The organism is Parahaliea aestuarii (assembly GCF_008064635.1).
Lineage (GTDB): Bacteria > Pseudomonadota > Gammaproteobacteria > Pseudomonadales > Halieaceae > Parahaliea > Parahaliea aestuarii.
Genome location: NZ_VRYZ01000010.1, coordinates 112348 through 134846, shown reverse-complemented (window position 1 = coordinate 134846; position 22499 = coordinate 112348). Strand labels below are relative to the sequence as shown.

The following is a 22499-nucleotide window of genomic DNA, read 5'->3' as shown; positions in this document are numbered from 1 at the left end:
GGTCACTGCCCATGGCGCAGACAGATGTGTATCCTTGCAGGCCATTAACCAAGCAACACAGGTAAGACCGTCTTGTCCCTACTACCCGCCTGGGCACGTCAGCGTGCCGCACACGCCGTCGCTGCACTTGCCCTGAGCCTGGCACCGCTGCCGGCCCTGGCCGACGCCAGCGCCGACTTCCAGCAGCTGCTGGAAGATCACTGGGCCCGCGCACAGCAGGAGAAGATTTTCTTCCGCACCGACCCCGACGCCTTCCGGCCCGACGGCACCCTGCCGGAGATGAGCGCCGCGGCGCGAGCCCGTCGCGAAGCCTTCAACGCACAGATACTGTCGCGACTCGAAGCAATCGATGGCACCCGGCTGAGCGGGCAGGAACGCATCAGCTACCAGCTGTTCCGCTACGAGCGGGAGACGGAGCGGGAGAGCTACCGCCAGTACGACCACCTGTTCCCGATTACCGCCCTGTTCGGCTTCCACATGTATTTCGCCGACGCCCCGGCCAATATGGCCTTCACCTCGGTGGCGGACTACGAGCAGCTGATCGTCAGCTTCCACGACTACCCGCGCTACAACAGCGAACAGATCGCCGCCCTGCGCGAAGGCATCGCCAGCGGCTTTACCCAGCCCTGCGTCTCCTTTCAGGACTACGGCGATACCATTAGCCGCTACATTGTGAGCAACCCCGCCGAGTCCGCCTTCTACGAGCCCTTCACCCGCTTCCCCGGCAATATTCCGGACGACGAGCGCCAGCGCCTCAGCGCCGAGGCCCGCGAAGCGATCGCCGAAGATGTCCTGCCGGCCTACGAGAGCTTCGCCAGCTTCTTCCGCAACGAATACCTGCCCGCCTGCCGCAAGCGGGAGGGCATCACCAGCGTGGCCGGAGGCGAAGCGTACTATCGCTACCTGATTCGCTACTTCACCACCACCGATCTCAGCCCGCGCGAAATCCACGATCTCGGCCTGCAGGAAAGCAAACGCATCCGCGGCGAGATGCAGGCCATCATCGAACAGCTGGAATTCGACGGCAGCTTCCGGGACTTTCTGGACTCACTGCGCGGCGACCCCAGGTTCTATGCCGAGGACAACCAGGACCTGCTGGAAAAGGTGTCCTATATCGCCAAGAAGATGGATGGCCTGATGCCGCTCTACTTCGGCACACTGCCGCGCATGCCCTATACCGTGCGACAGTCACAGGGACGCGGCGCCTACTACGCCAGCGGCACCGCCGATGGTCGTACTCCCGGCGTGTACTTCATCAACGCCGATGCCTTCCAGAACCAGCCGCTGTACAACCTGGAGGCCCTGACCCTGCACGAGGCCGTGCCGGGCCATCACCACCAGACTGCGCTGGCCATGGAACTCGACCTGCCGCCCTTCCGCCGCACGCTCTACCACTCGGCCTACGGCGAGGGCTGGGGCCTGTACAGCGAGAGCCTGGGCAAGGAAATGGGCTTCTACCAGGACCCCTACAGCGACTTTGGCCGCCTGACCTACGAAATGTGGCGCGCCAACCGGCTGGTGGTGGACACCGGCCTGCACGCCTTCGGCTGGACGCGACAGCAGGCCATCGACTACATGCTGGCCAACACCGCCCTCAGCGAGGCGGAAGTGATCGCCGAAGTGGATCGCTACATCACCTGGCCGGCCCAGGCTTTGTCCTACAAGGTTGGGGAACTTCGCATACAAGCCCTGCGCGACAAGGCGGAAGATGCCCTCGGTGACGACTTCGACCTGCGCGCCTTCCACGACGTGGTGGTGGGCAATGGCTCGCTGGCCATCGCCATTCTGGAACAGGTGGTGGACGCGTGGATTGAAAGCCGGCGGTAAGGTGATGCCCAGCTTGTGTAAAATGCGGGAGAGTACCGATATCGCACCGGAGAAGAACCGGGTATGAAAGAACACTTCATCGAAACGCGCCAGCTTCGCCATGTCATCATGCTGGCCAAGCACCGCAATTTCCGCAAGGCTGCGGACGCACTCTTCATAACGCAACCGGCACTCACCAAGAGCATCCGCAACCTGGAATCGCAGCTGGACCAGGCACTGTTTGACCGCAAGAGCCAGAGCGTCGACCCGACGCCCCACTGCGAAGTCCTGCTGCAACACGCACACAGGGTGCTGCAGGAACTGGAGGCAGCACGACACAGCCTGGACAGCATGTCGACAGTGCTGCAGGGCGTGCTGCATGTGGGGAGTGGTCCGGTTATCGCCGACGGTCCGGTCGCACTGGCGATTTCCGGGCTGATGGTCGAACACCCCCGGGTCAGCGTTAAAATCACTATAGAAAGCTGGTGGGAACTGGCCTCGCTGCTGCGACAGGGGCGCATACAGCTATTCGTTGCTGACGTTGCCGAGTTGCGCAATCAGGCCGATCTGGAAATAATCACTCTGAGGTCAGTGTCTTCCGTATTTGCATGCCGGATCGGGCACCCCCTGGCAAAGCGAGGCTACATCCTGCCGGAAGATCTGCTGCAATACCCGCTGGCCACACCGCGCCTGCCGGAGCGCTACCAGAAGTGGCTGTACGACCACGCGCCACAGGGAATGAACCCGGAAAGCTATGTCGAGCAGGTCTGCCGACTGACCTGTGAAAGCTTTCCCCTGCTGAAAACCCTGGTACATGCGACGGACCTGATCACCAGCGGGCACCACGGCATGTTTGCTGCCGAGTTCGCCAGCGGCGAACTGATAGAACTGACCTTCGAAGGCTTCTCTGATATCAAGATCGACGCCGGGGTGGTTTACCTCAAGGACACCACCCTGCCCCCAGTAGCGCGCGCACTAATCAGCCAGCTGGTGCCCGGTAAAGTGCCCTAGTCCCTCCCCTCAGCGGCATCTTCGGCACGCTTTTCCAGATAGTTGTAAATCGCCATGGCCTGCTCCATATCCAGGGAGTCGGCAAAACCCACCATGCCTTTCTGGTGGCGAAGGCCGCCCAGCACGATGGGCAGGAACTGCTCGCGCGTTTCAGCACTCATAAAGCGCAAATCGGGAATTACACTGGCCGAGACTGCGCGGTCACCGTGGCACATGTGGCAGCTGCTCATATACAAAGCGTGACCGCGTTCCACCAGGCTCTTTTCGTATTGGAACTCGCGCTGATCCGGGGCTTTGACTACCGGTGCAACCATTGCCGGCAACTCAGCGCCACCGTCTAGCCGGTAGACCAGCACCCGGGGGCTGGATACCACGCCTTTACTGCGCGAAGCGGTTTCGCCAGCACTCAGCGGAAAAGCGCCGCCCCAGCCGGCCGCGACAGCGACATACTGTACACCGTCCACCGCGTAGCTGATCGGTGCGGCCACCACTCCGGTCTGGGTCGGTGCCGACCACAACTCCTCCCCGGTATCCGCCCGGTAGGCTGCGAACTCCGCTTCAGCATTGCCCTGGAACAACAGGTTGCCAGCGGTGCTGAGCAGGCCGCCATTCCATATGTTGCTGTGTTGAATGCGCCAGCGTTCTTTGCCCGCGACCGGGTCCCAGGCGCTGACATGGCCTTTCACCAATTGCCCCATCTGCTCCCTGACAGCCTGATCATCGGGCATACCGGCCCTGGCCATTTCGATGCCGGTATTCCAGCCCTTGCGCTGATAACTGAACTGTTCGTCCGCGGAGTAAAGAAGCGGAATTTCCTGCGCCGGCACATAAACCAGGCCGGTCAGCGGACTGAAGCTCATGGGATGCCAGTTGTGACCACCCAGGGCATGGGGCCAGACCAGGGCAGGCTGCCCGGTGCTTTCATAGCGCGCCTCAGGGTTTTCTACAGGCCTGCCAGTGGCGAGATCGATCTTGCTGGCCCAGGTTACCCGGGTGTAAGGGTCGGCAGACAGCAGCTCACCGGTGGAGCGATCCAGCACATAGAAAAAGCCGTTCTTGGGCGCCTGCATGATGACTTTGCGCGCCTTGCCGCCAATTTCCAGCTCGGCCAAGATCATGTGCTGTGTTGCGGTGTAGTCCCAGCTTTCGCCCGGCGTTGTCTGGTAATGCCAGACATATTCGCCGGTATCCGGTTTCAATGCGACGATAGAGGACAGGTAGAGATTGTCGCCGCCCCCTGGGCTGCGAATAGCCCGATTCCAGGGTGAACCGTTGCCTACGCCGATATAGAGAATGTCGAGTTCCGGGTCATAGGCCATGGAATCCCAAACCGTGCCGCCGCCGCCAACTTCCCACCACTTGCCGCCCTTCCAGGTGGGCAGGGCCTGTTTCAGCGCGGTGTTTTCCAGCGGCCTGGACGGGTCACCTGGAACGGTATAGAAGCGCCACGCCATCTCGCCGTCGTCAGCGTCATAGGCAGACACATAACCGCGTACACCCAGTTCGGCTCCACCGTTGCCGATCATCACCTTGCCTTTGACAATACGGGGCGCACCGGTAATGGAATAGGGCCGGTCTTTCGGCGTAGTCTGCACCTCCCACACCAGGGAACCGTCCGTAGCATCCAGCGCCAGCAGGCGTCCATCGAGCGTACCGGCGTAGATCTTCCCCTCCCAGACAGCCACACCGCGATTCACGACATCGCAGCACAGGTTGACCGCCCACTGCGGCGGTACCTGCGGGTCATAGGACCACAACAGTTTTCCGTTGCTGGCATCCAGGGCAAAGATCTTGCTCCACGCCCCGGTCACATACATTACCCCGTCCACCACGATCGGCGTGGCCTCAATACCGCGCGGATCCGGCAGATCGAAATACCAGTCAAGGCCCAGCCTGGCCACATTCCCGTCGTTGACACTGTCCAGCGGGCTGAAACGCTGTTCACTGTAGGTGCGGCCATGGGTCAGCCAGTTCTGCGGTTCGCTGTCTGCGGCCTCGATGCGCGCTGCATTGACGGCGGGACCAGAGGCAGCGCTGGCGCCGAGTGACAGCGATGCCCCCAGCAACAGGCCGGTCAGGGAGACACGTGCAAGGCGGGTACTGCGGAGAATGGAAGCATCAGGCATGATAAATCCTCAAGGCGTCGCAGCCGGGCCCGTCAGGCCCGGCATTAATTATTATTCACCAACCCTCAGAATCGGTATTGAGCCTGCAGGGCAACCGTTGCCGGGCGCTCCACAAACGCAAAGTAGCTGGTCGCCGCACCGCTCAGGGGCACATCGTTGGCAAAGGTCAGGATTTCCTCGTCGGTAAGGTTCCGCCCTACCAGTGCCACTTCCCAGGTACCGTCCTGACTACCCAGCCCAAGGCGGGCGTTGACCTTGATATAATCATCCTGCACCGCATTTGGATCAAGGTCCGGTGCGGCGAAGTACTCGCCAGAATACATCAGGTCAAGCGCGGCCCGCAGCTCCAGGTTGCCACCCAGGGGAAAGTAGAATTCCGCGCCCAGGTTACCGCTCCACTCGGGCGTAAACTGGTTGGTATTCCCGTCCCAGTTGCAGAAGGGTACACCGTCGATGACCTGGCTGGGAACCTGTCCCTTGTAACAGGCGCCATTGGCATAATCGTCGAAGGCAAAGTCAGTGTAGGCCAGGGCGGCTGACAGCGTCAGATACTCCGTGGCCTGCCAACGACCGTCCAATTCAACGCCCTGGGTAGTCGCGCTGGCCGCATTCTGTACATCGAAGCCCAAAACACCGTCAAATACGCTCACCTGCAGATCGTCATACTCTGTATAAAACGCTGCGATGTTCAGTTCTGCGGCGCCATCCAGCAGACCCAGCTTGCCACCGACCTCAAAGGCCAGGGCCTGTTCTTCCTCAAACTCCAGGGCATCGCTGCCGTCGGGCAGCACACCACGGTTACTGCGAGCATCGAAACCACCCGCCTTGTAGCCCGTAGAGGCACTGGCATACAGCATGGTTTGGTCGCTCACATCCCACTGCAGGTTAAGCATGGGGGTCACGACTTCCTCGTCCCGCTCGCCATCCAGGTCGTGGGGATACAGCCCCAGCGGCGGTAGCGGCATGCCCAGTTCAGAAAATGCCGGCAAACCGAGCGGATTGAAGACGGTGCCATCCGGGTTGCGCAGCACCAGCTGCCGCCCCCCTTCCTTGGACTCTTCGGTGTACCGCAGGCCAACCGTTGCGCGCAGGCTGGCGCTCAAATTCCAGGTCAGCTGGCCAAAGGCCGCCCAGACATCGCTGTCTGAATAGTAGTCGCGATCCAGCATGACGTTGACCGTGGGCAGATCCAGGCGCACTGGCTCAACATATTCTGTTTCGCTGCCCTGGTAGAAAACGCCCACAATGTATTCAAAGGTCTCACCGACAGGGGAAGCCAGGCGGATCTCCTGGCTGATCTGTTCAAAATCTTCGCTTGCCGGTGACTGCAGGAAGCTGGCCATGCCAAAGTCAGTATCGATCTGCTCGTCGTAGTCATAGCCGGAATAGCCAGTAATGGCGGTCAGCTCGTAGTCGCCCAGTGCATAGCCGGCTGTCAGGGTGTAGGTTTCGTACTCGTTGTTGCTGTACTCCGGATCGATCGACCCTTTCTTCGTGTAGTCGTTGACCACCGGCGTCACCGCGGGTGATACCGCATCGCCAATAATGACCGAGTTGCGGCCGATGGAATCGAAGGTGCCGAGCTCGCCCTTCAGGGTCAGGGTCAGGTCCGCGGTCGGGTTCCACTCCAGAACAGCGCGACCAACCCATTCATCGGTTTCCATCTCGTCGCGATTTTCGCCGATGTTCTCGATGTAGCCGCCCATTTCACGCTTGCGCAATGCAAGGCGACCGGCGAGGGTGTCTGTCAGGGGGCCGGAAACGATAAGCGACGTATCAATTTCATCATGTCGCGGTTCATACAGTCCCGAGAGCTGGAGCTCGAACTCATCACTTGGGCGGTTGGTTACCAGGTTCAGGGCGCCGGCAATGGAGTTCTTGCCAAACAGGATGCCCTGCGGGCCGCGCAGCACCTCGATCCTGGCCAGGTCAAAGAAAGGCTGGCGCAGCTGGCGCGGGCGACCGTAGTAGATACCGTCGACATAAGTGCCGACAGATTGCTCAAAGCCCTGGTTCACCTGGGAGCCGACGCCGCGAATGTAGACATTACTGCCGATGCCCGCCTCACTCATGGTCAGGTTCGGCACCATTGTCTGCAGGTCCGCCATGCGGGTAATACCGGCGTCGTTGAGCTTTTCTCCACCGACCGCGCTAATTGAAATGGGAACATCCTGCAGACCTTCCACACGCTTCTGCGCGGTCACCACGACCTCTTCCAGCACCTGGGCGCTGGCGGTGCCTGAAAGAGCGGCCAGTAACGCTGCCGGGAGGGCTAGCGGCTTGAACTTAACGATTGCGGACATGAATGTCTCCGTTATATTAATTATGCTGATAAGGTTTCGAGCGGCTGCCGATGCTAGGCAAGTGTCAGCCGCCTGGGAAATGAGAAATTGTCATTGCAGCGATAACTGCGAGGCACGCATCAGCTCCAGTAACGCGCTCTCAACTGCTTCTTGTAAAGCTTGCCGTTGGGCAATCGGGGAAGGGCGTCGTCGAAATCGATGCTGCGTGGGCATTTAATGCCCGACAGTCGCTCGCGGCAAAAGGCCATCAGCGTGTCGCGCAACTCAGCCTCACTGGCGCAGCCCGGCGCAGGCTCTACAACCGCCTTCACCTCTTCGCCAAACTGTTCGCTGGGCACACCAAATACCGCGACATCGCTGACGCCCGGGTGGGTAATCAATACACTCTCGATTTCCTGGGGATAGATGTTCACACCACCGGAAATAATCATGAAAGATTGGCGGTCGGTGAGGTAGAGAAAACCCTCTTCATCCGTGTAGCCGATATCGCCAACGGTATACCAGCCCTCGGCATTGGTCGCCTCCGCTGTTTTTTCCTCGTCACCGAAATAGTGAAAGGCTGGGCCGCCGGCAAAGAATACCTGCCCGGGTTCGCCTACCGGCAGCGCGCCACCATCCTCGCCCACAATGCGTATTTCGCCCACTACGGCCCTTCCCACCGAGCCGGGATGCTGCAGCCACTGCCGGGAATCAATAGCAGTGAAGCCGATCCCTTCGGTCGAGCTGTAGTACTCGTTGAGTATCGGTCCCCACCAGTCGATCATCGCCTGCTTCACATCGGGCGGACAGGGGGCTGCCGCGTGTATCGCCACCCGGTGGCTTGCCAAATTGCAGGTGTTGCTTTCCCTCAACCCTGCTTTCAGCATCCGGCTGAACATGATCGGTACCCACTGACTGTGAGTAATGCGATGCTGCTCGATCAATGACAGCGCAGTCTCGCCATCAAAGCGGTCCATAATCACGCAGGTGCCGCCCATGGACATCACCAGCATATTGAAGCGCAGTGGAGCCGCGTGATACAGGGGAGCGGTGGATAAATAAACCGTGTCGCCGTCTATGCCATAAAGCTGGGCCAGCCCTTTCATGACCGGCAGCATTTCCTCGATACCTGCACCATCCAGCTGTACCGCCACCCCTTTGGGGCGGCCTGTAGTACCGGAGGAATACAACATATCAACGCCAGCCTGTTCGTCGGCAATCGGCTCTGCTGGATGCTGGTCCATGAGATAGCGCAGATCACTGCTACCCTGGTCATCAGCGTCGACCAGCAAGATCGTCGCCGATGTGTCACCCAGCCGCTTGGCGTAGGTGCTGGATGTTACCAGTGCACTGGCTTTGCAGTCATTGAGGATGTACTGAGCGTCATCGTCATTGAGATGGGTACTGATGCAGGTGAAGACAAGCCCGCTGCGCTGGGCGGCCCATACCACGGGCAGGTAGAGTGCTTCATTCGCCAGCATAACCGCAATATGGTCACCATTCTTCAGCCCCAGCGTCCGGTAAAGCTGGGCAATACGATTGGCCTGATCCTCAAGCTCTGCGTAGGTTACGACGTGACCGCTCGCAGCCATGATAAAGGCGGGCTTGTCGGGTTGCTGCTGCGCGTGATGTCTCGGATGCATTGCTATTTACTCTCGATGTCTGGGCGGATTCATTCCTGGAAGTAGCGTTCGACCAGCTGGTCAATAGAGAACGACGCCGGTCGCTGGCGTGGCGGGAATGTCTCCAGCGTCTTCAGGAACTTGCCAAGCTCCATTTTCGAGAGGCCAATGTAAGGGCCAACCCGCCGCGCCCACCACTCGTTGTAGGCATTGGAGTCGGTATCGGCACGTTCGAAAGGGTCACGCCGCAGGTTAAAGAGCTTGGGGATTCGCTGTTCAACGAAGGGATCGCGCCATACGTCAAAGCGCGAAGCGCGCTGCTCGTTGAACACCAGTTTCCAGTCCCCGACACGAATCGCCGTCAGCAACCCGTCGTCACTCCAGTAAGTGAACGCGTTTCTCGGCGCCTCCCCGTACTGGCCTGTGAGGTACGGCAAAAAGTTATAGCCATCCAAATGAACTTTAAAATTTTTGCCGTTAACGGTTTTTCCATTTTTCAGTTCAGTGGCCACATCGGGATTGCCCACCGCCGCCATCAGGGTAGGCACCCAGTCCATATGCGACATAATGTCATTGGAAACTCGACCCGCAGTGATACGCCCGGGCCACTTGACCATGGCCGGGACCCGATAGCCGCCTTCCCAGTTGGTGTTTTTTTCGCCCCGGAAAGGGGTGATTGCGGCATCCGGCCAGGCATTGAAGTGAGGGCCGTTATCGGTGGTGTAGAGGACGATGGTATTGTCGTCGACATTCAGTGCCTTGAGCTTCTGCAGCAACCTGCCGACCTGCTGATCGTGGGCCACCATGGCATCGTTGTAGAATCCCTGCCCCGACAACCCGCTTTCCTCATCCGTGATGTGGGTGTAGAAGTGCATGCGAGTTGCGTTGAACCACACGAAGAACGGTGCGTCCTGCTTCACGGATCGTTCCATAAAGTCCACCGCCGCCGCTTCGAACTCACTGTCTACGGTTTCCATGCGCTTCCCGGTGAGAGGACCACTGTCTTCCACCCGCCCGTCAGCGAAACTGCGAATCACGCCACGGGGAGAGTAGAGACGGCGAAATTCCGGGTCGGTAGGATAGTCGGGGTTTTCCGGCTCCTCTTCCGCGTTCAGGTGGTACAGGTTGCCAAAGAACTCATCGAAGCCATGTGCGGTGGGCAGGAATTCGTCGCGATCACCCAGATGGTTCTTGCCGAACTGGCCCGTTCGATAGCCCTTGTCCTTCAGCAGTTCCGCCAGTGTCACATCTTCTTTCTGCAAGCCGATGTCGGCCCCCGGCATCCCCACTTTGGTGAGTCCGGTGCGGATGGGACTCTGCCCGGTAATAAAGGCGGAGCGGCCGGCGGTACAGCTTTGCTCACCGTAGTAGTCGGTGAAGCGTGTACCGTCCCGGGCAATACTATCGATATTCGGCGTGCGGTAGCCCATCATACCGTCGTTGTGGACACTGAGATTCCAGTAGCCGATATCATCGCCAAAGATCACCAGAATATTGGGCCGCTCAACCCCGTGAGCGGCCATCGTCAGCAGTAGCAGGTTGAAAGCACACGCAAGACGGATTGTGGCGCGCGACAGTTGCAATCGGTTAAACATGGATATCTCCGGCGTGACGCTGGCTTATTATCGGGAGGCCGGAGTATATCGATGGGGTTTCTCGACTAGCAGTGGTTTATTTTCATCAAAGTAATAACCCCGGGTCATGCCCCTCCGACGCAGACACACATTGTCATTCGGGTCACGGGTTTGGCTATACAGACCACCAGCCTGGCGGACATGAATCGAGCGTCTATGCTGACTGGACGATTAAAATAACAAGGAGTAGCCAATGCCACGCCTCCCACGATTGACCTGCCTGGCAGTACTGCTTGGCAGCCTCACGCTAGCCGGCTGCAGTGACAGCAGCGATTCCGACCGCGACGGTGGCGGCGGCGAGCCCGGCCCCAGCGGCGAATTGATTCTGACGGTACTGTCCGGCGATCCGGCGCAGGTCAGCAATGGCGAGGCGCGCATCGCCATCGACATGCCGGAAGGGCTGGCCGCGGACGAGGTCAGTGTTGAGGTCGAGGGGCGCGATGTCAGCGACGCCTTCACCAGCGCCGGTGACAATCGACTCGAAGGCCGGGTGGATGGACTGGCGGAAGGCGACAACCAGGTCACCGCTACCAGCAGCAGCGACAACATTGAGCCTGCCACCCTCACCCTGACCAACCACCCCGCCAGCGGCCCCATCTTTTCCGGCCCCCAGCAGACGCCGTTCTTTTGCGCGGTGGACGACGACCTCGCCAACCTGGAACTGGGCCCGATCCTGGATGAGCAGTGCAGCGTGGAAACCGTGGTCAGCTACAAGTACCGCACCACGGGCGGCGCCTGGGCCGACTACAGCCCCGGCCAGGAGCGGCCCGAGGACATGGCCACCACAACCACCATCGATGGCGATGAAGTGGACTTTATCGTGCGCTGGGAGCGCGGCAGCCTGAACCGCTTCCTCTATTCGCTGGCGGTGCTGGTACCGGCCCCTGCCAGTACCGACGACGAACCGGATCTCGACGTGTGGAACGAACGCCTGATCTACTACTTCCAGGGCGGGGTGGCCATCGGCCACTACCAGGGCGACCCCAGCCTCAGCCGCGCCCTGTATGTCGACGGGCTGGCCGCCGGCTACGCCGTGGCCTACTCCACCGGCACCAAGACCGGCACCCACTACAACCTGGAACTGGGCGGGGAAACGGCGCTGATGGTGAAGTCCCGCTTTGTCGCCGGCTACGGCGTGCCTGACTACACCGTCGGCGTCGGCGGTTCCGGCGGCGGTATCCAGCAATACGTCTACGCCCAGAACCATCCCGGCCTGATCGACGCCGGCGTACCCCAGTACTCCTACCCCGACATGGTGACCCAGACCATCCACATCGGCGACTGTGAACTGCTCGAACGCTGGATGGATTTGCAGGTGCTGGACGACCCGGCCTCAAAGTGGGCCACCTGGGAGAACCGCACCTGGCTGATCGGCCTGAACGCCAACAGCGCGGTACCCAACGATGTGGTCGACTTCGGCCTCACCCCCTGGCTGCTGCCCGGCTCAACCGAGTGCACTGCCTCCTGGCGCGGTCTGTCACCGCTGGCCCTGAACCCCCACTTTGGCGAGGCCCCCGGCATCACAGCCGAGCAGCAGGCCGAGGTGGAGTGGACCCACTTCGCGGACCTGATCAATATCTACGGCCGCGCCGAAGACGGCTTCGCCACCACCACCTGGGATAACGTCGGCGTACAGTACGGCCTGCAGGCCCTGCGCGATGGCAACATCAGCCCGGAGGAATTTCTCGATTTGAACTGGGAAGTGGGCAGCTGGAAAAACGAACCGGAGATGGTGCAGGAGGGCTGCCCCTTCATCATCGACCTGTGCTTTGCCCTGGATGACAGCCAGCCGCTCTACCCCGACCAGATCGACCCCTGGAGCTGGCGCAACGCCACCACCGCAACGGACAGCGAACCGGCGCCACGCAAAGCCGCGGACCCGGGCGCTATCGCCGCGGCCTTCGACTCCGGCATGGTCAACCACGGCAATGTGGAGATTCCTCTGATCGACCTGCGTCACTACCTGGAGGAAGAACTGGACATGCACAACACCCACCAGTCCTTCGCCGCCCGCCAGCGCCTGCTGGACTTTGACGACGACGCCTCCAACCAGGTGATCTGGTTTGTCGACCGCAACCCCGACGGCGTCAACTTCGACAACACCATGGCGGCCTTCGCGGTACTGGATGAGTGGATTGCCAACATCCGCGCCGATCCGGAAGCCAGTGTCGGCGAGAACCGGCCAGAGGGCGCGGTGGACAGTTGCTTCGCCAGCGACGGCAGCCTGATCGCCAGCGGCGACGCTGTGTGGGACGGCATCCTCGACGACAATCCGCCCGGCGCCTGCACCCAGCGCTTCCCGCTCTACAGCACCTCGCGCATTGTGGCCGGGGCGCCGATTACCGGGGATGTGTTCAAGTGCCAGCTGCAGTCTGTGACGGAGGCCTTCCAGAAGGATCTCTACGGCAACTGGAACCCGACCAGGGAGCAGCTGGAACGGCTGGAGACGATTTTCCCGAACGGGGTGTGTGATTACAGTTTGCCGGGGGTAGTGGAGTAGCAATCCAGCGACAACGCAGGTAGCCAGTTCAACCTGCCATTGGAGCGTGTATGGAGCCTGACGTCCTTCCGGGACCGTCAGCGGCATGGATGCCGCTGAAGAGACTACATGGATGTATTCACGGCGTGTCCCGGAAGGACGTCAGGCACCATGCGCGCGGCGGTAGTGCACTAATGAGAACTCAGCGTTTTATGACTTCGGCAGGTTATCCCTCAGGAAACGCAGCATATTCCCACCCATCACCTTGCGTATTTCTTCCTCGCTGAATCCCGCGCGCAGCATCTCCTCGGTCAGCACCGCCAGCTCCGAGGTATCAAACATCGTGGTGACACTGCCGTCGAAGTCGGAGCCCAGGGCGATGTGGTCGACACCCACCAGATCGATGCCGTAGCGCATGGCGGCAACGATGCTGCGGGGGGTGATTTCGCAGACGGCGCCGTCCCAGTAGCCCACGCCGATGATGCCGCCGGCCGCGGCGATGCGTTGCATCAGGGCATCGGAAATATTGCGCGGGCCCGGGCAGTGGCCGTGGAACCCGGTGTGGCTGACCACCAGCGGCGCGGTGGAACGGTCCAGCACGTCTTCCACCACCTGCGGTGAGGAGTGGGCCACATCGACCATGATGCCCAGGCGCTGCATGGTATCCACCGCCTGCTCGCCGAAGGCCGTCAGGCCGGCGCCGCTCTGGCCGTGCAGGGAGCCGCCCAGTTTGTTGTCGAAGAAATGCTGCAGGCCCATCATGCGGAAGCCGGCGTCGTAGAGGCGCTGGATATTGGCCAGGTCGCCATCCAGCGCGTGCGAGCCTTCTGTGCCGAGCAGACCGCCCACCACCGGCTCGCCGGCCTGGCGGCGCTGCATGAGTTTGTCCAGGTCGGCGCGGTTCTGTACCAGCTGGAATGCCTCCGGTACGCGCTGCGCCAGGCTGTGCAGTTTCTGCCCCTGGTACAGGGCGCGCTCGGCGAGACTGCTCCAGGTGGCGGGCGGCCAGGCCTGGGCCAGTGCCAGGCGAGTGATGTTATCGGCGGCGTCGGTGGCATTCTCTTCGTAGTTCTGCCCGGCCGGCGACCTGGTTACCGAGGTGAACATCTGCAGCGCTACATTGCCGGCCTGCAGACGCGGCACATCCACCTGGCCGCGCTCGGCCCGCTCTGCGAGATCCCGCTTCCACAGGGTGCTGTCGGCGTGCCAGTCGCCAATCACCAGGGTTTTGTGCAGCGCCCGGGCTTCTTCAGAGATGGCGTAGGGCTCGTGCTCGAGCACGATGTTCATCGAGCGCTCCAGATAACCCGGCAGCCAGGCCAATCCGGCCAGGACGATACCAGTGACAAGACTGAGTGCCAGCAGTGTGCGACGCATGATTACGACCCTTCCGGGGCGGCCGCTGATGCCTGGCCACCCGCTGCATTGTGTGGCTGGCCACAGGGCACAGCACAGTGAATATTGTCCACCACTTTACCAGCGGTGAGATCGCGAACCCAGTCCAGGGCGCGTACGCCGCCGGTCTGGCGGCTGACCCGGGCGATACTGCCACCGGCTGGGCAAGCCCGGCAAAGAGTGCCATTATCAGGACAGATTCCGGTGAGGAGAGCGCGCCCATGACACAACAAACCGGCATTGCGGATCTTATTGGCAACACCCCGCTGCTGTACCTGCGGGAGGCCTCGGAACTCACCGGCTGCCAGATTTACGGCAAGGCCGAGTTCATGAACCCCGGCGGCTCGATCAAGGACCGCACCGCGCTCGGCATCGTCCGCGCCGCCCAGGCCTCCGGCGAGTTGCGCCCGGGCGGCGTGATCGTGGAGGGCACCGCGGGCAATACCGGCATCGGGCTGACGCTGGTGGCCAACGCCCTCGGCTACCAGTCCGTCATCGTCATGCCCCAGACCGCCAGCCCGGAGAAAATCAACCAGCTGGAGATGCTCGGGGCGGACCTGATTCTGGTGCCCAACGCCCCCTACAGCAGCAGCCAGCACTACATTCACACCGCGTGCAAGGTGGCCGAGGGGCGGGCTCACTCCGAACCCAACGGTGCCATCTGGGCACAGCAATTCGACAACCCCGCCAACCGGCAGGTCCACCGCGACACCACCGGCCAGGAAATCTGGCGCCAGACCAGCGGCGATGTCGATGGCTTTATCTGCGCCGTCGGCACCGGCGGCACACTGGCCGGCGTGGCGGACGCCCTGCGCGCCCATAAGCCCTCCGTAAAAATCGGCCTGGTGGACCCCGCCGGCTCCGCCCTGTTCAGCCATTTCAATGGCGGCCCTCTGCAAGGAGAGGGCCAGTCCATCGCGGAGGGCATCGGTGTGTCCTTCGTGCCGGGCAACCTCGAGGGCCTGGCCCTCGACTTCAGCTGCCAGATCGATGATGACACCGCCCTGCCCTTCGCCTTCAACCTGCTCAAGCGCGAGGGTATTTCCGTGGGCGGTTCCTCCGGCATCAACATCGCCGGCGCGGTCGCCCTGGCGCGAGAGCTCGGCCCCGGCCACACCATCGTGACCATCCTTTGCGATGCCGGCAGCCGCTACCACAGCAAGCTGTTCAACCCGGAGTTCCTGATGCGCCACAAACTGCCTTTCCCCGAATGGATGGCGAGCTAGGGACGATGACGTCACCCCCGCGCAGGCGGGGGTCCATTCTGTCCGGATAAAACAATGGATTCTGCGGTGGTTGAACATTGCAACACGCGGCTGGTCTTAACCGATTGAATACCCGAGACAATGCAGGATGCACAGTTATGACAATCCGGACCCTGGCGAGACGGGCGGGAAGCGCCCGCCTGACATTGACCTCTCTCGCGCTGATACCCGCTCTGACCCTGGCGGGCGAGAGCCTGAACAAGCGCGAACAGCAGGCGGTCGCCCCCTTCCTCGGGTTCTACCAGGGCGCCTTTGATACCGCCCTCAGCGCCAGCCCGCTGGACGACCTCAACATCAATCCCTGCCGCGACTGCGATACCCACGGCGACCCGCTCAAGGACATCTACCTGCAGGTGGCAACCGTGGATCACAGCCTGCATATCAGCTTTCACCGCAGCCCGGACAGCCCCGCCTTCGACCTGCTGGGCAAGTACTGCCGCAGCGGGGTGGGCAAGCTGAAGCAACTGGAAAGCCGCGACGGCAAGGGCAAGGACAGCGGCGAGGACTACCGTGTGACCACCGCCACCTTCGCTTTCGATCCCGGCCGCTGCCCGCGCAATATCGCCGAGAACAAGGCCCCCGAGCTGACCCTGTCCCTGCTGGAAAATCGCAGCCGTGGCATGCACTTCGCGAAGGTGGAGATCGACAAGGATCTGCGCCGCGTCACCACCCTGACCGCAGAGAACCGCGAGGGCGAGCGGGTCGCGGTCAAATCCAACCCCGCCGACTACGGCAAGGATCGCCGCGAGACCCGTTCCTACGTCTACGAAGATGAAATGGCCGAAAGCAGCTACCTGCGCAGCGACACCACCGAAACCCGCTACTTCGCCATTCCGGTGGCCCTGAACGGCTACGTGGGCGCCAACCTGACCTGGTGGCCGCATAAAATACTGGATGTGGAAGCGAACACCGAGGAAGTGCTGACCCGCCACACCGGCGTGTTCATGCCGGTCGAGCAGTAAATTTCGCCAGCGGGCCAAGGAAATGGCACGCCGCTCCGTCCAAGATAGAAACAGCCACAGGCCGGCCATGAGCAGCGAGCTGGAAGACAGGATCAGACGCGCCCAGCGCGGTGACCGGGAAGCGTTCTCGCGCCTGGTGGAGGATCACTATGCCTCGATGTACCGCTTTGCCCTGAAATACTGTGGCCAGCGCGCCGACGCCGAAGACATCACCCAGCAGGCCTGCATCAAACTCGCCCGCTCACTGGGGCAATTCCGCTTCCAGGCCGCCTTCACCACCTGGCTGTACCGGCTGGTGGTGAACTGCGCCCTGGACTGGCAGCGCGCCCGCAGGCCCGCGGAACCCATCGACAGCGCCGAGCCCGTCTACGAAGAAAGTCCCGACAGCGCACTGTTGCTGCGCCAGGTAATGGCCCGGGTGCAGGCCATGGGCGAGGGCTACTGCGAAACCCTGGTACTGGTTCTGGGAGAAGGCTTCAGCCATGCCGAGGCCGCGGCAGTGCTGGAGGTGAAGGAATCCACCGTGTCCTGGCGCCTGCATGAAATCCGCAAACGGCTGCAGCGCGAGCATCAGCCGGGAGTTGAGGTATGAACGACGAGGAACTCAAGCAACTGTTGTCCCGCCGCGAAGGCGCGCCGGCAGAAGAGGCACGGCAGCGCGCCGTCGCCGCGGCCATGGCGGCCTTCGACGAAGAACACGCACACGAAAAGACAGCCAGCCAGACCCAAGGAAATGCCGACAGCGAACGTCTTACTCCCGACCGAACATCCCAAGGGAGCAAGATCATGAACCTTTTCACCGCAAGCTCGTCCCCCCTCCAGCGCTGGGTCTACAGCGGCCTGGCCAGTGCCGCCGTGCTGGTGCTGGGTGTTTTTATCACCACGCAGGTGCCTTGGCAGGGCGGTATGGACACGCCGCCCGTCAACGAAACCGCTCTCAAGGGCGGCGACGCAACCAGGGCCGCAAGAGACAGCGCGCTGGAGGAGGCTGTCGCCAGCGCCGCGCCCCGCATTGAGCTGCAGGTTGAGGAGTCGTCACGCGCGTTTTCCGGATCGAGGGCCAATGTGGTCACCCCCGAATCCAGTGCGCCCCGTCCCAAGCTGAACAGCCGGGCTGCGGCGGATGCAGCCACCAGCCGGGCGGAGGAGGTTATCGTTACCGGAATGAAGCGCGCACCGGCGCCCGCGATGGCCGCTGCCGCTTCGCCACTGGAAGGCATCGTGGCCCCCGGCTACCAAGACAGCGGCCGCGACCGCTTCACCACTGCGGACGCCAACCCGGTCAAGCGGGTAGCCGATGAACCGGTCTCCACCTTCTCCATCGACGTGGATACCGCGGCCTACAGCTTCGTGCGGCGCATGCTGAATCAGGGCGTGCTGCCGCAAAAAGCGGCGGTGCGGGTGGAGGAGATGATCAACTACTTCCCCTACGACTACCCGCTGCCCACGGGGCGCGAGGCGCCCTTCAGCACTACGGTGTCGGTGCTGGACTCCCCGTGGAAGACGGGCAACAAGCTGGTGCATATCGGCATCCAGGGCTTTGAGTTGCAGGGCGCCCAGCCGCGCTCCAACCTGGTGTTCCTGCTGGATGTCTCCGGCTCCATGAACAGCCCGGACAAACTGCCGCTGGTGAAGCAGTCCATGGCCCTGCTGTTGTCCCGGCTGCAAGCGGAAGACACGGTGTCCATCGTGGTCTACGCCGGCGCCGCAGGCACGGTACTGGAACCCACGCCGGTGAAGGAGAAGCAGAAAATTCTCGACGCCCTGAACCGGCTGCAGGCCGGCGGTTCGACCGCGGGCGCCGCGGGCATCCAGCTCGCCTACCAGGTGGCCGAATCACAGTTTGTCGAGGACGGTGTGAACCGGGTGGTGCTGGCCACCGACGGCGACTTCAACGTCGGCATCCATAACCCCGAGGAACTCAAGGGCTTTGTCGAGCGCAAGCGCGATGCCGGGGTGTACCTCTCGGTGCTCGGCTTCGGCCAGGGCAACTACCACGATGCGCTGATGCAGCAACTGGCCCAGAACGGCAACGGCGTGGCCGCCTACATCGACACCCTCGGCGAAGCCCAGAAAGTGCTGGTGCACGAAGCCACCTCCGCCCTCTTCCCCATCGCCAACGACGTCAAAATCCAGGTGGAATTCAACCCGCAAACGGTGAGCGAATATCGCCTGCTGGGCTATGAAACCCGGCAATTGGCAGAAGAGGACTTCAACAACGATGCGGTGGATGCCGGCGATATCGGCGCCGGCCACAGCGTTACCGCTATCTATGAGATCACCCCGGCGGGCAGCGACAGCGCTGTCTACGAGCCCTCTCGCTACCGCGAGCAGGCCGCAGCAGGCAGTGGCAAAGGCAGTGAGTACGGCTTTCTGAAACTGCGCTACAAACTGCCCGGGGAACAGGACTCAAAGTTGATCAGTCGCCCCATTCGCATCGATGCAGACCCAGCAGACGCCGCGCAACTGCGGGAAGCCCGCTTTGCCAGCGCAGTCGCCGGCTTTGGAGAACTGTTGAGGGGCGGCAAGTACACGGCCGACTGGAATTACAGCGATGCGCTGCAACTGGCCCAGGCGAACCGGGGAGACGATCCCTACGGTTACCGGGCAGAGCTGGTGCAGTTGATTCGCAAGGCGGAAGTGGCGCAGGCGATGTGAGTCGCCATCTGTGCTGGCCGGACGCTTGCGCCCATCAGCTATACAACATTCCGGGATTCGCGAACATTTGCCCTAGCGGGAGGCTTTCAGTTCCTCGGCAAGCCCCAGCAGTGCGAGTACGGGTCCTTCCAGCTTGTCCACTGCACCTTCGGCAAGCGTCAGCGATTGCACCAGGCCCAGGCGCGAAGGCGACAGCCCCTCGCGCGCCTGGGCCACGTCCCAGCGCATCTGCGCGAGCAACCAGAACTCCGCCGGATAGGCGCCAGCGGTCACCCTTTCCAGCAACAGCGCCATTTTCGGGGTGATATTGCGCTTGCCCTTGATCAGCTCGTTGACTGGTTGCGGCTGATTGAAACCCAGCATCCGGGCCAGCTGCGACTGGGAGCACGCTCCCGGCTGCAGCACCAGGGCATCCAGCAGGGCGCCGGGATGGCCGCTGGAATTACTCACGGCCGCCCTCGACAGGGGGCGCGATGCCCGGCTTGCCATTCTCCAGCAGGTGTCGGTAGCCACCGATGAAGGAGGCAAGGTCGGTAGCGCTGTGCGGCATCCACACGACATTCTCGTTCTTGGCCATCTGGTCGAGGGTTTCCATGTAGCGCAGGCCAATCAGGTAGTCGGCAAAATCCGCCTGCATCACATCCTTGACCAGTTGCAGCTTGCGCTGCTCCGCCAGCGCCAGGCGCTCGATCGCGGCGGCCTCACCCTCGGCCTCCAGCACGAAGGCGCGCTGTTCGCCTTCCGCGGTGGCGATGCGCGCATCGCGCTCACCCTCCGCTCGCAGCACTTCCGCGCGCTTGAAGCCCTCGGCCTCTGTCACCCGGGCGCGGCGCTCGCGCTCGGCCTTCATCTGCTGCTCCATGGCGGAGAGCACATCGGCCGGCGGAATGATGTCCTGCACTTCCACCCGGTTGACCTTTATGCCCCAGGACTGGGCGGCGGAACCAATGGTTTCCACCAGGCTGGCGTTGATTTTTTCCCGCGACGTGAGGGTGTCATCCAGGTCCATCTCGCCGATCACGTTACGCAGGGTGGTCTGGGTCAGGGTTTCCAGCGCAATCGGCAGGTTCTCGATTTCGTACACCGCATCGCGGGCGACGGTGATCTGGAAATAGACCACCGCGTCCACCTGGATGCCCACGTTGTCCCGGGTAATCACCGACTGCGACGGAAAGTCATAGACCTGCTCGCGCAAATCGAGGTTGGTGATCGTGGTGACTTCGAAGAACTTGTGGCCCTCCACCTTCACCGTACGGCGCCAGGGGATCTGGCGCGGCTGGTCCACCACCGGGATGATAATGTTCAGGCCGGCCTCCAGCGTCTTGTGGTAACGCCCCAGGCGCTCGATCATCATCACCGACTGCTCCGGCACGATGCGAATGCCCTTCACCAGCAGAGTGACTACAAAAACGGCGATAAAGCCCAGAATTACCATTGCTGCAACAGTCATGTGCCCTCCTTAGCGCGGCAACCGCTTTACAATCAGGGTAGAGGTGCGCACACCGACCACTTCGGCGGTGTCCCCTTCCATTAAATCGTCCTCGCTTTCCAGCGCCCAGCGCGAGTCGCGAAAGACCGTGTAGTACTCGCCACCCACGTCGGGGCTGTCGAGCACCGTAACCTGCTTGCCGACCATGCCGTGAATACCGAAGCGTGGCCTGTCGTCAGGCTTCATGAAAGTACGCTGGGCCAGGGGCCGGATACCGACAAAAAACACCAGCGCGCCCAGCACATAGGCCGCCAGCGCCCAGCCAAGTTCGCCGCTGAGGAAATGACCCAGCGCCGCACACAGGGCAGCAAAACCAAGACCCGCCAGCACAAACCCCGGCACGAAGATTTCCGCGGTCAACAGCAGGACGCCAGCGATAATCCAGAGGTGCCAGGGACTGAAACCCAGTATGGTCATGCAGATATAATCCTTACATACGTAATATGCAAACAAAGAATAGTGGAACTTTCAGAAATGTCAAACTGTCCGCCTTTCAGACTGGCTGCATCCAGATCTAAGCTGCGCGCTAACCTTCGCGAAGCCGTCAAGAAGACGCTGCCAAAAGGACCTAACGTAGTTCCAGCCGCGTAAAGGGCCGCAGCAAGTAGCTGATAATATTGCGCTCGCCCGTTCGGATATCCACCACAGCAATCATGCCAGGCTTGATCGGTAGAGCCTCGTTCTTGCGGCGCAGGTAATTGGCCGTTGTCTTCACCAATACCCTGTAATACGTCTCTTCGCCGCGGGGCGTCTGCTCTTCCAGAGTATCTGAACTGATCTGTGCCACTTCACCCTCAAGTGCGCCGTAGATTGAATAGTCGTAAGCGCTAATACGCACGGTTGCCGGCATTCCCGGGGCTATAAAGGCAACATCCTGGGGCAAGATACGTGTTTCAATCAGGAGCTGGTCGTCCAGCGGCGTAATCTGCATGATCTCCTCGCCGGGCGGAACGACACCGCCGCGGGTGGTAATGCTGATATTGTTGACCACCCCCCTCACCGGCGACACCAGGCGAGTCCGCCGCAACTGGTCATTGCGCTGTACCATCACCTGTTCCAGCGCCGCCAGCTCGGCTCGCTTGTCGGCCAGCTCGGTGTAGGCATCCTGTACAAAGGCGTTGCCAAGCTCTGCAAGACGCCCTTCCAGCCCGGCCACTTCCCGCTGCAAGCGCAGGAGTTCCATTTCTCCCACCGCGGCCTTCGCCACCAGTGGCTGGACAACAGCTGCCTGGCGCCGGGCAGCGTTCAGTTCCCTGTGAATGGCGGCGGTCGCCTCTTCCTGGCGCTGGCGTCGGGCGGCAAAGAGACGCTGCTCCGTTTCCATTTCCGGCCATCCGGCCATCTCTGGCTCCCCCAGGGCGATCTGTTCGGCACCAAACACTTCCGCCTCCAGCCGTGCAATGGCTGCGCGCAGCCCCTGGGCCTTGCTGCGGCTTTCCAGGTAGGCGCTGCGAAACCGGGTTTGATCGAGTACGACCAGCACCTGGCCCGCTTCCACTACCTGCCCTTCCGTCACCGGAATTTCACTGACGATGCCACCTTCCAGGCTCTGGATCGATTGCTGCTGGGTACTGGGCACGACCCTTCCCTGCCCTCGCGTCACCTCGTCGACCGTCGCCCAGGTAGCCCACGCCACAAATGCCAGCAGCGCTGCCATACAGGCCCAGAGGAGGGGGCGCGTCCAGCGACCGGCGAGATCAGCCGTTGGATCGCCGAGTTCCAGCTTCAACTGATGTGCAGAGATGTTCAGCCCCATACTGACTTGCTCCG

General features: G+C 61.8%; 16 protein-coding genes. 7 read left to right on the top strand and 9 right to left on the bottom strand.

Features of this window, described 5'->3' with window-relative positions; genetic code table 11:
• The first annotated feature begins 72 nt into the window (after window positions 1-72).
• Both FVW59_RS18920 and FVW59_RS18915 read left to right on the top strand, forming a co-directional pair.
• On the top strand, window positions 73-1827 hold the full coding sequence (locus tag FVW59_RS18920; RefSeq protein ID WP_187275974.1) for a DUF885 domain-containing protein: 1755 nt from the start codon (window positions 73-75) through the stop codon (window positions 1825-1827).
• Between the two features lie 63 nt (window positions 1828-1890).
• The gene (locus FVW59_RS18915) at window positions 1891-2817 is read left to right on the top strand and encodes a LysR family transcriptional regulator (protein WP_148065945.1); all 927 of its coding nucleotides are present in this window, start codon (window positions 1891-1893) and stop codon (window positions 2815-2817) included.
• On the opposite strand, the gene FVW59_RS18910 is transcribed toward FVW59_RS18915, so the two are convergent.
• From FVW59_RS18910 to FVW59_RS18895, 4 genes are all read right to left on the bottom strand, one after another.
• Complete coding sequence (locus FVW59_RS18910; RefSeq protein ID WP_148065944.1) at window positions 2814-4943, bottom strand: PQQ-dependent dehydrogenase, methanol/ethanol family; 2130 nt, start codon at window positions 4941-4943, stop codon at window positions 2814-2816. The two genes, FVW59_RS18915 and FVW59_RS18910, sit on opposite strands and share 4 nt — an antisense overlap.
• A gap of 65 nt (window positions 4944-5008) precedes the next feature.
• Window positions 5009-7246, bottom strand: a complete 2238-nt coding sequence (locus tag FVW59_RS18905) for a TonB-dependent receptor (RefSeq protein ID WP_148065943.1) — start codon at window positions 7244-7246, stop codon at window positions 5009-5011.
• A 119-nt stretch (window positions 7247-7365) separates the two neighbouring features.
• Entirely contained in the window at window positions 7366-8868 is a 1503-nt protein-coding gene (locus FVW59_RS18900; RefSeq protein ID WP_148065942.1) for an AMP-binding protein, read from the bottom strand.
• Window positions 8869-8897: 29 nt separating this feature from the next.
• The gene (locus tag FVW59_RS18895; RefSeq protein ID WP_148065941.1) at window positions 8898-10442 is read right to left on the bottom strand and encodes an arylsulfatase; all 1545 of its coding nucleotides are present in this window, start codon (window positions 10440-10442) and stop codon (window positions 8898-8900) included.
• 232 nt (window positions 10443-10674) lie between these two features.
• Here FVW59_RS18895 and FVW59_RS18890 point away from each other — a divergent pair, with 232 nt between their 5' ends.
• Window positions 10675-12981 carry a DUF6351 family protein gene (locus FVW59_RS18890; RefSeq protein WP_148065940.1) on the top strand — a complete coding sequence of 769 codons (2307 nt, stop codon included), beginning with the start codon at window positions 10675-10677 and terminating at the stop codon, window positions 12979-12981.
• A gap of 189 nt (window positions 12982-13170) precedes the next feature.
• Here the strand turns inward: FVW59_RS18890 and FVW59_RS18885 are convergent, their stop codons facing one another.
• Entirely contained in the window at window positions 13171-14337 is a 1167-nt protein-coding gene (locus FVW59_RS18885; RefSeq protein WP_148065939.1) for a dipeptidase, read from the bottom strand.
• Window positions 14338-14576: 239 nt separating this feature from the next.
• Here FVW59_RS18885 and FVW59_RS18880 point away from each other — a divergent pair, with 239 nt between their 5' ends.
• The 4 genes from FVW59_RS18880 to FVW59_RS18865 all read left to right on the top strand — a co-directional run bounded on the left by FVW59_RS18880 (window position 14577) and on the right by FVW59_RS18865 (window position 19240).
• Window positions 14577-15581: a cysteine synthase A gene (locus FVW59_RS18880; protein ID WP_148065938.1), complete on the top strand. Its 1005-nt coding sequence runs from the start codon at window positions 14577-14579 to the stop codon at window positions 15579-15581.
• A gap of 137 nt (window positions 15582-15718) precedes the next feature.
• Window positions 15719-16582, top strand: coding sequence for a hypothetical protein (locus FVW59_RS18875; protein WP_148065937.1), 864 nt, complete (start codon window positions 15719-15721; stop codon window positions 16580-16582).
• 67 nt (window positions 16583-16649) lie between these two features.
• Complete coding sequence (locus tag FVW59_RS18870; RefSeq protein ID WP_148065936.1) at window positions 16650-17174, top strand: RNA polymerase sigma factor; 525 nt, start codon at window positions 16650-16652, stop codon at window positions 17172-17174.
• Window positions 17171-19240 (top strand): vWA domain-containing protein, encoded by a 2070-nt coding sequence (locus FVW59_RS18865; RefSeq protein ID WP_148065935.1) that lies wholly within the window; start codon window positions 17171-17173, stop codon window positions 19238-19240. The genes FVW59_RS18870 and FVW59_RS18865 overlap by 4 nt, the downstream gene beginning before the upstream one ends.
• 72 nt (window positions 19241-19312) lie before the next feature.
• Here the strand turns inward: FVW59_RS18865 and FVW59_RS18860 are convergent, their stop codons facing one another.
• The 4 genes from FVW59_RS18860 to FVW59_RS18845 all read right to left on the bottom strand — a co-directional run bounded on the left by FVW59_RS18860 (window position 19313) and on the right by FVW59_RS18845 (window position 22485).
• Window positions 19313-19690: a helix-turn-helix transcriptional regulator gene (locus tag FVW59_RS18860; RefSeq protein ID WP_148065934.1), complete on the bottom strand. Its 378-nt coding sequence runs from the start codon at window positions 19688-19690 to the stop codon at window positions 19313-19315.
• Entirely contained in the window at window positions 19683-20690 is a 1008-nt protein-coding gene (locus FVW59_RS18855; RefSeq protein ID WP_148065933.1) for an SPFH domain-containing protein, read from the bottom strand. The genes FVW59_RS18860 and FVW59_RS18855 overlap by 8 nt, the downstream gene beginning before the upstream one ends.
• Before the next feature lie 9 nt (window positions 20691-20699).
• Window positions 20700-21146 (bottom strand): NfeD family protein, encoded by a 447-nt coding sequence (locus FVW59_RS18850; protein WP_148065932.1) that lies wholly within the window; start codon window positions 21144-21146, stop codon window positions 20700-20702.
• A gap of 151 nt (window positions 21147-21297) precedes the next feature.
• Complete coding sequence (locus FVW59_RS18845; protein ID WP_148065931.1) at window positions 21298-22485, bottom strand: beta-barrel domain-containing protein; 1188 nt, start codon at window positions 22483-22485, stop codon at window positions 21298-21300.
• Between the last annotated feature and the right edge of the window lie 14 nt (window positions 22486-22499).